The organism is Noviherbaspirillum sp., assembly GCF_036846085.1.
Lineage (GTDB): Bacteria > Pseudomonadota > Gammaproteobacteria > Burkholderiales > Burkholderiaceae_D > Noviherbaspirillum.
The window spans coordinates 1-14039 of the sequence record NZ_DAIUCO010000130.1 but is presented as its reverse complement, the minus strand read 5'-3'; the positions used below and the strand labels follow the sequence as shown (position 1 = coordinate 14039).

Genomic DNA, 14039 nt, shown 5'->3' with positions numbered 1-14039 from the left:
ACCGGCATCGCACAGGCGGCAATGGTGCGCGCCACGACTTCCTCGTTGAACGACCACAGATCCTCGATGCTGCCGCCGCCCCGGCAAACCAGCAGTACATCGCATTCCTCCCGTGCCGATGCCGTGGCGATCGCCTGCGCGATCTTCATGGCCGCGCCTTCGCCCTGCACCGGAGTGGGATAGAGGATCACCTGGACATGCGGAGCACGCCGCCGCAGGGTCGCCAGGATGTCGCGCAACGCTGCCGCCTGGGGGCTGGTGACGATGCCGATCGAACGGGCAAACACCGGCAACGGCCGCTTGCGTTGCGGATCGAACAAGCCTTCGGCATTCAGTTGTTCTTTCAGCCGCAGGAATGCTTCGTACAGGTTGCCGACGCCCGCCCGCCGAATGGCCTCGACGTTGAGCTGGTAGTCCCCGCGCGGCGCATACAGCGTGACGAGTGCGCGCACTTCGACCTTGTCGCCCTCGCGCGGCGTGAAGCCGGCGTACTGCGCGCGTCCGCGAAACATCACCGAGCGTACCTGTGCCCCGTTGTCCTTGAGCGTGAAGTACCAGTGTCCCGAGGCCGCACGGGTGAAATTCGAGATTTCACCCGACACCCAGGCGAGCGGAAAACTGCGTTCCAGCATCCGCGCCACTGCCTGGTTCAGCTCCGACACAGTCAGCACAGGCGGCGCCGCACCGTTGTTTTCAAGCGCATCGCCAGGTTTCATGCGGCCTTCCGGGGCAAAACCTGTCCACAGGCGCATGAATACGTCATCTTGCGGTCATAAATCATTGTGCTCAAACGATCTCGCAGTAACTGTTTGATTTAAAGGATGTAATTGCTCGCCGGCCATGAGCCGTGCGTGAATTTCATAGTGGATTTGTCAAGCTTTGGAACGTGACAACACAACTTGTTCACATACTTGTCCACAGTCGTTGCGCAAAAAATTTTTCGTTGGATTTCCGTGCCGGGAGGCTTGCTCACGCTGCGTCTACACGTTACATTCTGCATCCGACTGAAATGAATCAAGGAACCTGTTTTGCTCGCCATAATTCAAGCTGCCGGCTGGCCCATCTGGCCACTGCTGATTGCTTCCGTGATCGGACTTGCACTGATTATCGAACGGATATTGTACCTGCGCCGCCGTCGCATCCTGCCGCCGAATCTGCTCGATGAAGTGGTCCGTGTTTACCATAATGGCAAGATCGGACCGGAAGTCGTCAAGAATCTCGAACAAAATTCCCCATTGGGGAAAGTCCTCGCGGCCGGACTGCGCAATGTCGACGCACCGCGCGACGCAATGAAGGAATCGATCGAGGAAGCCGGGCGCGGCACAGCGCACGAACTCGAGCGCTTCCTGACCACGCTGGGCACCATCGCCACGCTGGCTCCGCTGATGGGACTGTTCGGCACGGTGGTCGGCATGATCGAGATCTTCGGCGCGCAGGAAGCGGTCGGCACCAATCCGGCCCAGCTCGCCCACGGCATCTCGGTCGCGCTCTACAACACCGGTTTCGGCCTCGCCATCGCCATGCCCGCACTCGTGTTTTATCGGCATTTCCGCGCGCTGGTCGACGGCTTCATTGTCGACATGGAACAACAGGCGGTGAAGTTTGTCGACATCGTGCACGGCAACCGCAAATAACACCCGACGAAGCCCGCTGAAAGAACGCCGACATGGATTTCCGCAAAGGCCGGGGCCGCGAGGACCCCGACATCAATCTGATTCCCTTTATCGATGTGCTGCTGGTGATCCTCATCTTCCTGATGGTCACCACCACCTACAGCAAGTTCACCGCACTGCAAATCACGCTTCCCACCGCCGATGCCGAAAAAGCGCTCCAGCAACCGATGGAAATCAACGTCGCCGTTGATTCCCAGGGGCGTTATGCAATCAACAATGCCAGGACGGCGGTACGTGACGCCATGGGACTGGCGGAAGAACTGAAAAACACCGGAAACGGCAAGGGAACCGCCGTCAGGGATACCGTCGTCATCATCAACGCCGACGCAACGGCAGCCCACCAATCGGTCATCAACGTGCTGGAGGCGGCACGCCTGGCCGGGTTCGACAAGGTTACCTTCGCCGCCCAGACCAGCGGCAAGCGGTAAGCCGGCCAGAGTTGCCGGCCATCGCCCTCCAGTTCGCACCGCGCCGACGCCCACATGCCCAGCCCTAGCCAACGGCCGCGAATCGAATCCGCGCTGATGCGCATCTGGATGCGGCGCGGCCCGGTCGCATGCCTGCTCTGGCCAGTCTCGCTCGTGTTTCGCCTGCTGGTCGCGGTACGACGCGCCCTGTATCGCCGCGGTTGGCTGCGCAGAGTCCGTCTGCCGGTGCCGGTTGTGGTGGTCGGCAATGTCTTCATCGGCGGCACCGGCAAGACCCCGTTCACGATCTGGCTCGTCGAGTCGCTGCGGAGGGCAGGGTACACGCCTGGCGTCGTCTCGCGAGGGTACGGTGCCAGCGAGATGGCGCCACGGACTGTCCTGCCGGGCGCACTGGCTGGTGAGATGGGCGATGAGCCGCTCCTGATCGCACAGCGCGCGCAATGCCCGGTAATGGTCGGGCGGGACCGGGCGGCAGCGGCGCAAGCAATGCTGCTTGAGCATCCGGAAGTCGATCTGATCATCGCTGACGACGGCCTGCAGCATTACCGTCTGGCACGCGCCGTGGAAATCGTGTTGTGCGACAGCCGCGGCGACGGAAATGGCTGGCTGCTGCCGGCCGGACCGCTGCGTGAGCCGGCGTCGCGGCCAAGGGACTTTACCGTCGTCAATGCCGCCGCGCCTGCCCCTCTGCCGCCAGGTGCCGTGCGGATGACCCTCGAAGGCAACCATGCCGAATGCCTGGCCGACCGCGCACAACGGACCGCCTTGAGCGCATTGGCGGGCAGGCCGGTGAAAATCGTCGCGGCTGCCGGCATCGGCCATCCGGCGCGCTTCTTCGCGATGTTGCGTTCCGCCGGCCTGGTATTCACCGAGCTCCCGTTGCCCGACCACCATGATTTCGCCGGCAATCCATTTTCCGGCCTCGGCGCTGATGTCATCCTGATCACAGAGAAGGATGCAGTAAAATGTCAGCAAAATAACGAACTCAAGAACGACCCCCGCTTATGGGTCGTGCCTGTCACAGCGCGCATCGACGCCGCGCTGGCCGAACATATTGTGGAGAAATGTCGTGGATGCCCGACTGCTTGATATCCTGGTTTGCCCGCTTTGCAAGGGGCCGCTTCAGTACGACAAGGGCGCAAAGGAACTGATTTGCCGTGCAGACAAGCTGGCTTATCCGATTCGCGACGATATTCCCATCATGTGGGCCGACGAGGCGCGCGATCTGAACGACACCTCGGGCCCGTCGCCCGTCCCGGGCTGATCGGGTTATTGCTCTCAAATGTCATTTATCGTCATTATTCCAGCCCGACTGGCATCCACCCGTCTCCCCAACAAGCCGCTCGCGGACATCGGCGGCAAGCCGATGGTGGTGCGGGTGGCCGAGCAGGCCGCCAAGTCCGGCGCTTCGCGCGTGATCGTCGCGACCGACCACGAGGACATCCTGCAGGCCTGCGCCAGGCACGGCGTGTCGGCCGGTATGACGCGAACCGATCATCCGTCCGGTACTGACCGCATCGCGGAAGTCGCTGCCCAGCTGGGACTGACTGCGGAGGATGTGGTGGTCAACGTGCAGGGCGACGAACCGCTGATCGACCCCGGCCTGATTGCCGCGACCGCAGCGCTGATCGGCGGCGGCGTACCGATGGCGACGGCCGCCCACCCGATCGACGATATCGCCGACATGTTCAATCCAAATGTGGTGAAAGTCGTGCTCGATAAAGCCGGCAGGGCACTGTACTTCTCGCGCGCCACCGTGCCATGGCATCGTGATGGCTTCGCCGCGTCCCGCGAGACGGTGCCAGCCGGCTACCGGCCGTTGCGCCACATCGGTTTGTACGCTTATAGCAACGCATTCCTGCAAACCTACCCAACGCTGGATGCCTCTCCGCTCGAGCAGATCGAGGCGCTGGAACAGTTACGGGTGTTGTGGCACGGTTATCCGATCGCCGTTCACCTGACGCCAGGTGCCCCGGCGGGCGGCGTGGACACACCTGAGGATTTGATCAGGGTGCGGCGCAGTTTCGCCGGATGACTGGGTAAAAATCAAATACCGATCGGCGGTTTGATGAAATTCTGTGGTAAGTTTCGTGCAAAGTTAATATGGTAAAACGCCATTCCGCACGGCGGTCTTCGTCAGCCATCGCAAAGAATTTAAAACTCGTTTAGGAAATCTCATGCGCCTCATCCTGTTAGGAGCGCCTGGTGCCGGCAAGGGCACGCAAGCTAATTTCATCAAGGAAAAATTCAATATCCCGCAAATCTCGACCGGCGACATGCTGCGCGCCGCAGTCAAGGCCGGCACACCGCTTGGCGTGGAAGCCAAAAAAGTGATGGATGCAGGCGGGCTGGTTTCCGATGACATCATCATCGGCCTGGTGAAAGACCGCCTGAAGCAGCCGGATTGCGCGAAAGGGTATTTGTTCGACGGCTTCCCGCGCACCATTCCGCAGGCCGACGCGATGAAAGAAGCTGGCGTCGCCATCGACTACGTGCTGGAAATCGACGTTCCGGACGCCGCCATCATCGAGCGCATGAGCGGCCGCCGTGTGCACCAGCCGTCGGGCCGGACCTACCATGAGAAATTCAATCCGCCGAAAGTGCCCGGCAAGGACGACGTCACTGGCGAAGACCTCATCCAGCGCGACGACGATAAGGAAGAGACGGTCAAGAAGCGTCTCGCCGTCTACCACGAGCAGACTGAAGTGCTGGTCGATTATTACAACAAATGGTCATTGGCCGGTACGCCTGGCGCACCGAAATACCGCAAGATTTCGGGGGTCGGTCCGGTAGAGACGATTCGCGACAACGCATTTGCCGCACTGGCAGGCTAAACAAAAAGCGGACCTTGGGTCCGTTTTTTGTTTGTAGTGCGTGAAGTATTGATTTCATCATTTGGTTCCCGTTACGTCTGTCACGGACAAACACGTAGCGATAAGTTTTGCAGTACGCAGCACTCGCAGGACGACGACAGAAAATGCCGGCCCACACTGGCCGTTTGCCGCCGCCGTCCTCCGGAATGTCGTCATTGTTTTAACTTTGTAGTGAACAACAAGGAGGAGTCGATATGGCAGCAGCACTATGGTTTACCGTGGCTTGCGGCGTGATTGCCGTTATCTACGGGTTGATGTCCAGAAGTTGGATTCTCAAACAAGATCCCGGTAATCCACGCATGCAGGAAATTGCTGCGGCCATCCAGCAGGGGGCGTCCGCGTATCTCGCCCGCCAGTACCGCACCATCGCCCTCGTCGGCGTCGTGCTTTTCATCCTCATGGCCATTGTCCCCGGACTCGGCCTTTCCACCGCTTTCGGATTCCTGATCGGCGCCGTGCTGTCCGGCGCCTGCGGATTCATCGGCATGAACGTGTCGGTACGCGCAAACGTCCGTACAGCGCAGGCCGCCACCAGGGGCATGAACGACGCACTCAATATCGCCTTCAAGGGTGGGGCGATCACCGGCATGCTGGTGGTCGGCCTCGGTCTGCTCGGCGTGACCTTGTTTTACTGGATGCTGACCGCGATGGGAAGCGGTACGGCGACGACCGCGCATGATGTCATCAAGCCGCTGATCGGCCTCGCATTCGGCGCATCGCTGATTTCCATCTTTGCCCGCCTCGGGGGCGGCATCTTCACCAAGGGCGCCGATGTCGGCGCCGATCTCGTCGGCAAGGTCGAGGCCGGCATTCCCGAAGACGACCCGCGCAACCCGGCGGTAATTGCCGACAACGTCGGCGACAACGTCGGCGACTGCGCCGGCATGGCCGCCGATCTGTTCGAAACCTATGTCGTTACCCTGATCGCCACGATGCTGCTCGGCGCCTTGATGATCACCGGTTCGGAAACCGAGGCGGTCATGTACCCGTTGCTGCTCGGCGCGGTGTCCATCCTCGCATCCATCGTCGGCTGTTCGATGGTGAAAGCCAAACCCGGCAAGAAAATCATGTCGGCGTTGTACACGGGATTGTGGTGGGCGGCCGGCCTTTCGCTGATCGGCTTTGCCGTCGTCACCTGGCAGGTCTGGCCGGACCAGGCCATGCGCATGAGCATGATGGGTTCGACCGTGGTCGGTATCGCGCTGACCGGCATCATCGTCTATATCACCGAGTACTACACCGGCACCGATTTCAAACCGGTGCGCCACATCGCCGAAGCATCGACGACGGGACATGGCACCAACATCATCGCGGGCCTCGGCGTATCGATGAAATCCACCGCCTATCCGGTTCTCGCTGTCTGTGCCGCCATCCTGATCGCTTACTGGCTCGGTGGCCTGTACGGCATCGCGATCGCGGCGACCGCCATGCTGTCGATGGCGGGAATCATCGTTGCGCTCGACGCGTATGGGCCGATCACCGACAACGCCGGTGGTATCGCCGAAATGTCTGACCTGCCGGCTTCGGTGCGGGCCATCACCGATCCCCTTGATGCCGTCGGCAACACGACCAAGGCGGTCACCAAGGGATATGCCATCGGTTCCGCCGGCCTGGCGGCGCTGGTGCTGTTTGCCGACTACACGCATGCGCTGGATTCGGTCAATAAAAGTACGTCCTTCGACTTGTCGAATCCGATGGTGATTGTGGGCCTGTTCATCGGTGGATTGATTCCCTACCTGTTCGGCGCCATGGCGATGGAAGCGGTCGGACGCGCCGCCGGCGCGGTGGTGGTGGAAGTGCGCCGCCAGTTCCGCGACATCAAGGGCATCATGGAAGGCACGGCCAAGCCGGAATACGATAAGGCGGTCGACATGCTGACCGCATCGGCGATCAAGGAAATGATCATCCCCTCGCTGTTGCCGGTAATCGTGCCTATTCTGGTCGGCATGCTGCTGGGACCGGCCGCACTCGGCGGCCTGCTGATGGGAACGATCATCACCGGTCTGTTTGTCGCGATATCGATGACGACCGGCGGCGGCGCCTGGGACAACGCCAAGAAATACATTGAAGACGGACACCACGGCGGCAAGGGATCCGAGGCACACAAGGCAGCGGTCACCGGCGATACCGTCGGCGATCCGTACAAGGATACGGCCGGCCCGGCGGTGAACCCGCTGATCAAGATCATCAACATCGTGGCCCTGCTGCTGGTTCCGCTGCTGCCCGCCGTCGGCATGCAGGCGGGCGGGGGCGGTTCCCATGCCACTCCACCAGCAGTCACCGCGCCGGCGGCGGCACCCCCGGTTGTCGCGCCGGCACCTGCAAAACCTTAATTTTCCTCAAGCCGGATCAAAGGCAGCCCAGGCTGCCTTTTCTTTTTAGCGACGGTTTTCGCTACAATCTGTTAATGACGTTAACGTAAACGTTAATCGTGAATGTCATTCCCATCATTTTTAAAAGAGGAAACGATGCAGATCGCAAACAATGTATTCATCATCACCGGCGGCGCTTCCGGCCTGGGAGCCGCAACGGCGCGCATGATCGTCGAGAATGGCGGCAAGGTGGTGCTTGCGGACGTGCAGGTCGACGCCGGTGAAAAACTGGCCATCGAGTTGAACGGTCGCTTCGTCAAATGCGACGTGACGTCCGAGCCGGATGCGGCATCGGTGGTGAGCGCGGCGGTCGGTATGGGAACGTTGCGCGGCCTGGTCAATTGCGCCGGCGTCGCGCCGGCGGTCAAGACGGTCGGCAAGGACGGCCCGCATCCGCTCGACGTCTTCCAGCGCGCCGTCAACATCAACCTGGTCGGCACCTTCAACATGGCCCGGTTGGCGGCCGATGCAATGGGAAAAGCCGACGCCACCGATCAGGGCGAGCGCGGAGTGATCATTAACACGGCATCGGTTGCCGCCTACGACGGCCAGATCGGCCAGGCCGCCTATGCGGCCTCCAAGGCGGCGGTGGTCGGCCTGACGCTGCCGATGGCGCGCGATCTTTCCCGTAGCGGAATTCGCGTCATGACAATCGCTCCCGGCATTTTTGAGACTCCGATGCTGCTCGGCATGCCGCAAGAGGTGCAGGATGCGCTTGGAAGGATGGTGCCGTTCCCGCCCCGGCTCGGCAAGCCGTCCGAATATGCGTACCTCGCCAAGACCATCATCGAGAATGTCATGCTGAACGGCGAAACGATCCGTCTCGATGGCGCAATCCGCATGCAGCCGAAGTAATGGCGGGGTCTCGTTGCACATGGTGCGACGGGACCCTTCTTCGTTCCACATCGAAGGCGACAGCAGCCTTTGCCTGCGGTTTACAGGAAAATTCATGATAAAAAATATTTCCATCGCCTTCGCATCCGTCCTGCTCACTGCATGCGCAACCAGTCAGACGCCGCAAACTGCACCGCAAACCGGCATGAATGCGCCGGAAGCCGCCACCGGCTATAGCGAAAAATTTGGGTGGACCGCCAGGAAATACATGGTGGCGGCGGCAAATCCCCTCGCGACGGAGGCCGGTTATCAGGTACTCAAGGCGGGCGGATCGGCGGTCGATGCTGCGATTGCGACGCAGATGGTGCTGACCCTGGTTGAACCACAGTCGTCCGGCATCGGTGGCGGCGCATTCCTGATGCACTTTGATGGAACGGCGGTGAAAGCCTTCGACGGCAGGGAAACGGCTCCCGCCAGCGCGACGGAGAAGCTGTTTCAGACTTCCGACGGAAAGGCCATGCCGTTCATCGAGGGTGTGGTCGGCGGGCGTTCGGTCGGCGTGCCCGGTGTGCTGCGCATGCTGGAACTTGCGCACAAGGAGTACGGCAAACTGCCCTGGGCGTCCCTATTTGCGCCCGCGATCAAGCTTGCCGAAGACGGATTCGCGGTCAGCCCGCGTTTGGCCGGCTTGCTGAAGACTGAACAGCATTTGCGAAAAGACCCGGTTGCCCTGGCTTATTTCTATGACCGTGGCGGCAATCCATGGCCCGTCGGCCATGTCCTTAAGAATCCCGAGCTGGCAAAGGTGTTCCGGGATATTGCCGCTCAGGGTGCGGATGCTTTCTACCGTGGCCCGATCGCCCGTGACATCGAAGCGAAAGTAAAGACCCATCCGACCAATCCGGGCGGCCTCACGGCGGCCGACATGGCCGCTTACCAGGCAAAGGTGCGCGATCCGATCTGCACCGACTACAAATCGTGGACAGTATGCGGCATGCCGCCGCCATCCTCCGGCGGAATCGCGCTGGCACAGATGCTCGGCATGCTGGAGCTCAAGGACATCCGCGCGATGGCGCCTCGCGACGGCATGCCGACCGCGGAAGCAATTCATCTTTTCTCCGAAGTCGGCCGCCTGGCATACGCCGACCGCGGCCGCTATGTCGCCGACACCGATTTCGTGCCGCTGCCCGGCAGTAGCGCCAAGCCGCTGCTGGACAAACGCTATCTTGCCGAACGCGCCGGCCTCATCACCGACAAATCGATGGGGCAAGCGAAATATGGCATTCCTCCCGGCGTCAATGTCGCCTGGGGCCTGGACAACTCGCCCGAGCTGCCGTCGACATCCCACATATCGATCGTTGACGCTGCAGGCAACGCGCTGTCCATGACCACGACCATCGAAGACGCATTCGGATCGCGTCAAATGGTGCGAGGATTCTTGCTGAACAATCAACTGACCGATTTTTCGTTCGATGCTGCCGATGCAAACGGGCCGATCGCCAACCGCGTGCAGCCGGGCAAGCGGCCCCGCAGCTCGATGGCGCCTACGCTGGTGTTCGACAAGGGCACCCGCAAGCTTGTTTTGTCGACAGGTTCGCCGGGTGGATCGGCAATCATTAATTACGTCGGCAAAGTCCTTGTCGGCACGATGGATTGGGGGTTGAACGTACAGCAGGCTATCAGTCTGCCGAACTTCGGCAGCCGCAACGGCCCGACTGAACTGGAGCAGGGCAGGGCGAGCGATGCATTGGTCGAGCAGTTGAAATCCATGGGCCACAACGTGCGGGTAATGGAACAGACATCCGGCCTGCAGGGAATCATGCGGCTCACTATCCATGGTGAGGAGTTGTGGTTCGGCGGTGCAGACCCGCGTCGAGAGGGGATCGTGAAAGGCGATTGACGCCACTCATTCCATGCCGGTGAAGTGTTGTTCAAACGGCGCGGCGCAACGATGACGCTTAACTTCCGCGAAGCGCCGCTTTACTATGCGAAGACAGGCCGCGTTGTTCGACATTTGTGCGGCCCGACACCTTTAGCGCATTCAACCGACAACTCTCGCGCCTATGGACCGGGAAAGCACAGCGATGACCAGCAAGAAAAAGACCGGCCTGGTGCTGACCGGCGGCGGCGCGCGGGCCGCCTACCAGATCGGTGTATTGCAGGGCGTCTCGTCCATCCTGCGCGAGGCCGGATGGCCAGCCACCCGTAATCCATACGACATCATTTGCGGTACATCGGCGGGCGCGCTGAATGCTACCGCGCTGGCCTGTCATGCCGACAATTTCGAGGATGGGTTACAACTCCTGCTCGGCGTCTGGGAGCATTTCAAGGTGGAGCAGGTGTACCGCGCCGATTCCCTTGGGGTACTTCGGTCCGGAGCAAAATGGCTGACGCTGCTTTCCTTCGGATGGCTGATGCGCAAATGGCATGCAAATCCGCCGAATTCGCTGCTCGACAATACGCCGCTCGTCACTTTGCTTAACAGGATGTTGAATCTGCCGCGGCTGGACGCGGCATTGATCGACGGTCACTTGCACGCGCTCGCGGTAACGGCATCTTCCTATACCGCGGGACAGCACATCACGTTTTATCAGACCGAAGCGGATATTGCGCCATGGGTCAGGTCGCAGCGGATTGCCTTGCGCAGCCAGATCGGCGTCGAGCACCTCCTGGCATCGGCAGCAATTCCATTGATCTTTCCGGCGACGCCGATCTACTGCAATGGCCGGCGCGAATACTTCGGCGACGGTTCGATGCGCCAGTTGGCGCCGATTTCACCGGCAATCCATCTTGGTGCCGATAAGGTGCTGGTGATCGGCGCAGGACGCTTGTCGGAGCCGGAGGCAGGTAATGGCGGATTGGTGCAATATCCAAGTCTTGCCCAGATCGCGGGCCATGCCTTGTCAAGCATTTTTCTCGATAGCCTTGCTGTCGACATCGAGCGCATGAATCGGGTGAACGCGACGCTTTCCGTGTTGACCGAAGAGCAACGCGCAAGGACACCGTTAAGACCGGTCGAGATGCTCATCATCGCACCGTCGGAGCGACTGGATGAAATGGCCAGCCGCCATATCGGCAGTCTGCCGCGTCCGATCAGGATGCTTCTGGGGGGAATTGGTGCCACCGAGGTGCGCGGCGCGGCGCTGGCGTCCTACCTGCTGTTTGAAGCGAGCTATACGCGCGACCTGATCCGTCTTGGACGTCGAGACGCGCTTGGCCGCCGGGATGATGTGCTGGCATTCTTCGGAAACGTCAATAGTCCGGTTCAACCGCGCGAAGAAGCCATCGTGACCAAGTAAGAACGGCCATCCGGAAACCGGACAGCCGTTGCATGCAGAAGCACAGCGATGAACTGAAAGGCCTGCATCCGCCGGGAGTGCGGATGCAGGCCGAAATGGCTCAGTAGCCGTAATGATGGCGATCGTGTTTCCAGTGGTGGTCCCGGTGTTTATGCTTTCGGCCATGTCCGTGGCCGTAGTGCGGCGAATGATACTGGACGACCGGAGCAGGCGTGACGTAGACCGGTTGCGGCGTCACGTACACGGGCCGGGGCCTCACATACACGGGTCGCGGTTGTACATACACCGGTTGAGGTTGTACGTACACGACAGGAGGCGGGCTGTAGACTGTGGCGGCTGGATATCCAGAACCGACACTGACCGACCAGCTGACTTGCGGACCGCCGGCAAGTGCGAACGGCGCGGCAATCATCAATGCCGCGCCTGTACATGTTTTTAATAGGGTGGAAATCGTAAAGTGTTTCAAGGCAGTTCTCCTTTGCTTACCTGCTCCATTTAACGTTAGAACAAGCAATTTAGGCCACCCGCAAATTTTCCATCTCCCGTAAATAGTGCAACAAAATGTTTCCAAACTATTTCTATGAGAACTGAACCGGAAAAATACAAATTTTGTTATCAATATCGCAATTCCGGTTGCTTCGAGCCATGCAAAACGTTACCCTACGATTTAACAGAAAATTGCTTACAAAGTTTGCAAGCGCTTGGAAAAACCGACACAATGCGTGTTAAGCCATTGAAAAGATAGATTTTTCCCGCATCCGTAAATTAGGAGCAAATCGAATACTCGCGACGATTTGTTTTTATGGGACGTATTCCGTAATAGCAAGTGACGACCTCAACAAGTGATTTCACAATGTTGGCGTCATATACCTGTTGTCTTTTGAGGCCATCGAAGAAAATATCGACTTTTGCAAATAGGTAAGGCTTTTTCCTGAATGAAAGCACGGGTATTATCACGAATCCACGGCCAACATCTTTGAGCGCCGCAGCAGCGGCAACCGATGGACCGCTTCCGGCGGAGAACCGGCATCGTCCGGACACCAGTATTACACCGATGACCACTTTGCGCCTTCCAAGCGCATCAAAGAGTAATCAAATGCGAATCGAGTCATTGCAAAGAGAACCTGCGAAGTTGTTTGCACCTGCCGAGGATGACATGGACTTGTTCAAAACTGTGCCGCCGAACGTGGTGCAGTCCATCCGTGCTTTCCGCGTGGCCGACCTGCAGGACGAGGCGGCCCGTCTCGGGCAGCATTTCCTGTACGCTTATTGCGCCGATGCCGCTACCAAGCAGCAGGTTCTTGCCTGTATTGCCGAAGCTTTTCATTTTCCGAAGCATTTCGGCAAGAATTTTGACCTGCTTCGCGATTGCCTAACCAACCTCGCTCACAAATCCGGCCCGCAGCCAGGATTTCTCGTTGTACTTGAACAATTGCCAAATACCGCAAAGTTCGACAAGGAGGCACGCGAAACCCTGCTCGACGTGTTTCGTGATGCAGCGGAGTTTTGGGCGGACAAGAAGGTCGCGTTCCGGGTTTTCTATTCTTTCCAATAATACGCAAACGCGCCGTTTTCCTCGAAAAGCCGACGATAGGGTCGGCTTTTTTCATATGGCGGTACGGTACAATGCGCGCCATGAAAAACATCGTGATACTTATTTCCGGTCGCGGCAGCAATATGGAAGCAATTTTCCGCTCCCTGCAAGCAGAAAGCTGGCCGGCGCGGATCGCAGCAGTCATCAGCAACCGGAGTGATGCGCAGGGCTTGGGCTTCGCCCGTGCGCATGGTGTTCCGGTTTCAACGGTATTGAATACCGCATACGCATCTCGCGACGAGTTTGATGCGGCGCTGGCAGCCGAAATCGACCGTCATGCACCCGATCTGGTCGTGCTGGCAGGCTTCATGCGCATCCTTACCCCGTCGTTCGTTCAACATTACGCCGGTCGCATACTGAATATTCACCCATCGCTGCTGCCAAGTTTTCCCGGATTGCACACGCATCGCCAAGCGCTTGAAGCAGGCGTCAAGGTCCATGGTGCCACCGTGCACTTCGTTACTGCCGACCTTGATCACGGCCCTATCGTTGCGCAAGCCGTCGTGCCGGTATTGCCCGGTGATACGGAGAAATCGCTTTCCGAACGGGTGCTCACGCAGGAACATCTCATCTACCCACGCGCAGTGCGCTGGTTCGTCGAGGAGCAACTACTGCTTGAAAATGGTTTGGTCCATACGCGGGATAACATTGAGCAGCACCTAATCCACGAAGGATGCCAATGAGATTGTCACCTGTAGTCGTTACCCATGCCGAAGAGGTGCTGCGCGAAGTCATCCGGTTCACCGGCCCGGCAGACGTCACGCTGTCACGCTATTTTCGTGATCATCCGAAGTTGGGCTCGCGCGAGCGCAACGCCGTCGCGGAAGCCGTGTATGCGGTGCTGCGCAACAGATTGGTTTACACAAGTTTTGCCGAGTCCGGCCCCGGCGCCCCAATGCGGCGCCTGACCTTGCTTGGGTTGGCCGACTCTGTCGGCGCTGATTCCCTCGGTGGCCTGTCACCGGA

14 protein-coding genes and 1 pseudogene are annotated in these 14039 nt (G+C 59.6%); 13 read left to right on the top strand and 2 right to left on the bottom strand.

Going from position 1 to position 14039, the window contains the following annotated elements:
• A partial coding sequence (gene xseA / locus V7080_RS15450; protein ID WP_334189284.1) for an exodeoxyribonuclease VII large subunit occupies positions 1–716 on the bottom strand: 716 nt, incomplete at its 3' end.
• Between the two features lie 312 nt (positions 717–1028).
• Between xseA and V7080_RS15445 the strand changes: the two genes are divergently transcribed.
• The 10 genes from V7080_RS15445 to V7080_RS15400 all read left to right on the top strand — a co-directional run bounded on the left by V7080_RS15445 (position 1029) and on the right by V7080_RS15400 (position 11479).
• Positions 1029–1634 (top strand): MotA/TolQ/ExbB proton channel family protein, encoded by a 606-nt coding sequence (locus V7080_RS15445; protein ID WP_334189283.1) that lies wholly within the window; start codon positions 1029–1031, stop codon positions 1632–1634.
• A 32-nt stretch (positions 1635–1666) separates the two neighbouring features.
• The gene (locus tag V7080_RS15440; protein WP_334189282.1) at positions 1667–2101 is read left to right on the top strand and encodes an ExbD/TolR family protein; all 435 of its coding nucleotides are present in this window, start codon (positions 1667–1669) and stop codon (positions 2099–2101) included.
• Between the two features lie 54 nt (positions 2102–2155).
• The gene (gene lpxK, locus V7080_RS15435) at positions 2156–3190 is read left to right on the top strand and encodes a tetraacyldisaccharide 4'-kinase (RefSeq protein WP_334189281.1); all 1035 of its coding nucleotides are present in this window, start codon (positions 2156–2158) and stop codon (positions 3188–3190) included.
• Positions 3171–3365, top strand: a complete 195-nt coding sequence (locus V7080_RS15430; RefSeq protein WP_334189280.1) for a Trm112 family protein — start codon at positions 3171–3173, stop codon at positions 3363–3365. The genes lpxK and V7080_RS15430 overlap by 20 nt, the downstream gene beginning before the upstream one ends.
• An 18-nt stretch (positions 3366–3383) precedes the next feature.
• Positions 3384–4136: a 3-deoxy-manno-octulosonate cytidylyltransferase gene (kdsB, locus tag V7080_RS15425; protein WP_334189279.1), complete on the top strand. Its 753-nt coding sequence runs from the start codon at positions 3384–3386 to the stop codon at positions 4134–4136.
• A 142-nt stretch (positions 4137–4278) separates the two neighbouring features.
• The gene (adk, locus tag V7080_RS15420; protein ID WP_334189278.1) at positions 4279–4935 is read left to right on the top strand and encodes an adenylate kinase; all 657 of its coding nucleotides are present in this window, start codon (positions 4279–4281) and stop codon (positions 4933–4935) included.
• A gap of 233 nt (positions 4936–5168) precedes the next feature.
• Complete coding sequence (locus V7080_RS15415; protein WP_334189277.1) at positions 5169–7307, top strand: sodium-translocating pyrophosphatase; 2139 nt, start codon at positions 5169–5171, stop codon at positions 7305–7307.
• 135 nt (positions 7308–7442) lie between these two features.
• On the top strand, positions 7443–8201 hold the full coding sequence (locus V7080_RS15410) for an SDR family NAD(P)-dependent oxidoreductase (RefSeq protein WP_334189276.1): 759 nt from the start codon (positions 7443–7445) through the stop codon (positions 8199–8201).
• Between the two features lie 94 nt (positions 8202–8295).
• Entirely contained in the window at positions 8296–10080 is a 1785-nt protein-coding gene (ggt, locus tag V7080_RS15405) for a gamma-glutamyltransferase (RefSeq protein ID WP_334189275.1), read from the top strand.
• 184 nt (positions 10081–10264) lie between these two features.
• Positions 10265–11479, top strand: a complete 1215-nt coding sequence (locus tag V7080_RS15400) for a patatin-like phospholipase family protein (protein WP_334189274.1) — start codon at positions 10265–10267, stop codon at positions 11477–11479.
• A gap of 100 nt (positions 11480–11579) precedes the next feature.
• Here the strand turns inward: V7080_RS15400 and V7080_RS15395 are convergent, their stop codons facing one another.
• Positions 11580–11945 (bottom strand): hypothetical protein, encoded by a 366-nt coding sequence (locus tag V7080_RS15395; RefSeq protein WP_334189273.1) that lies wholly within the window; start codon positions 11943–11945, stop codon positions 11580–11582.
• A 630-nt stretch (positions 11946–12575) separates the two neighbouring features.
• On the opposite strand from V7080_RS15395, the gene V7080_RS15390 reads away from it, so the two are divergent.
• The 3 genes and pseudogenes from V7080_RS15390 to V7080_RS15380 form a co-directional block, all read left to right on the top strand.
• Entirely contained in the window at positions 12576–13034 is a 459-nt protein-coding gene (locus V7080_RS15390) for a barstar family protein (RefSeq protein WP_334189285.1), read from the top strand.
• Between the two features lie 80 nt (positions 13035–13114).
• Positions 13115–13756 carry a phosphoribosylglycinamide formyltransferase gene (purN, locus tag V7080_RS15385; RefSeq protein ID WP_334189272.1) on the top strand — a complete coding sequence of 214 codons (642 nt, stop codon included), beginning with the start codon at positions 13115–13117 and terminating at the stop codon, positions 13754–13756.
• Positions 13753–14039: pseudogene (locus V7080_RS15380) on the top strand (SAM-dependent methyltransferase); the annotation flags it as partial. The gene purN and the pseudogene V7080_RS15380, both read left to right, overlap by 4 nt.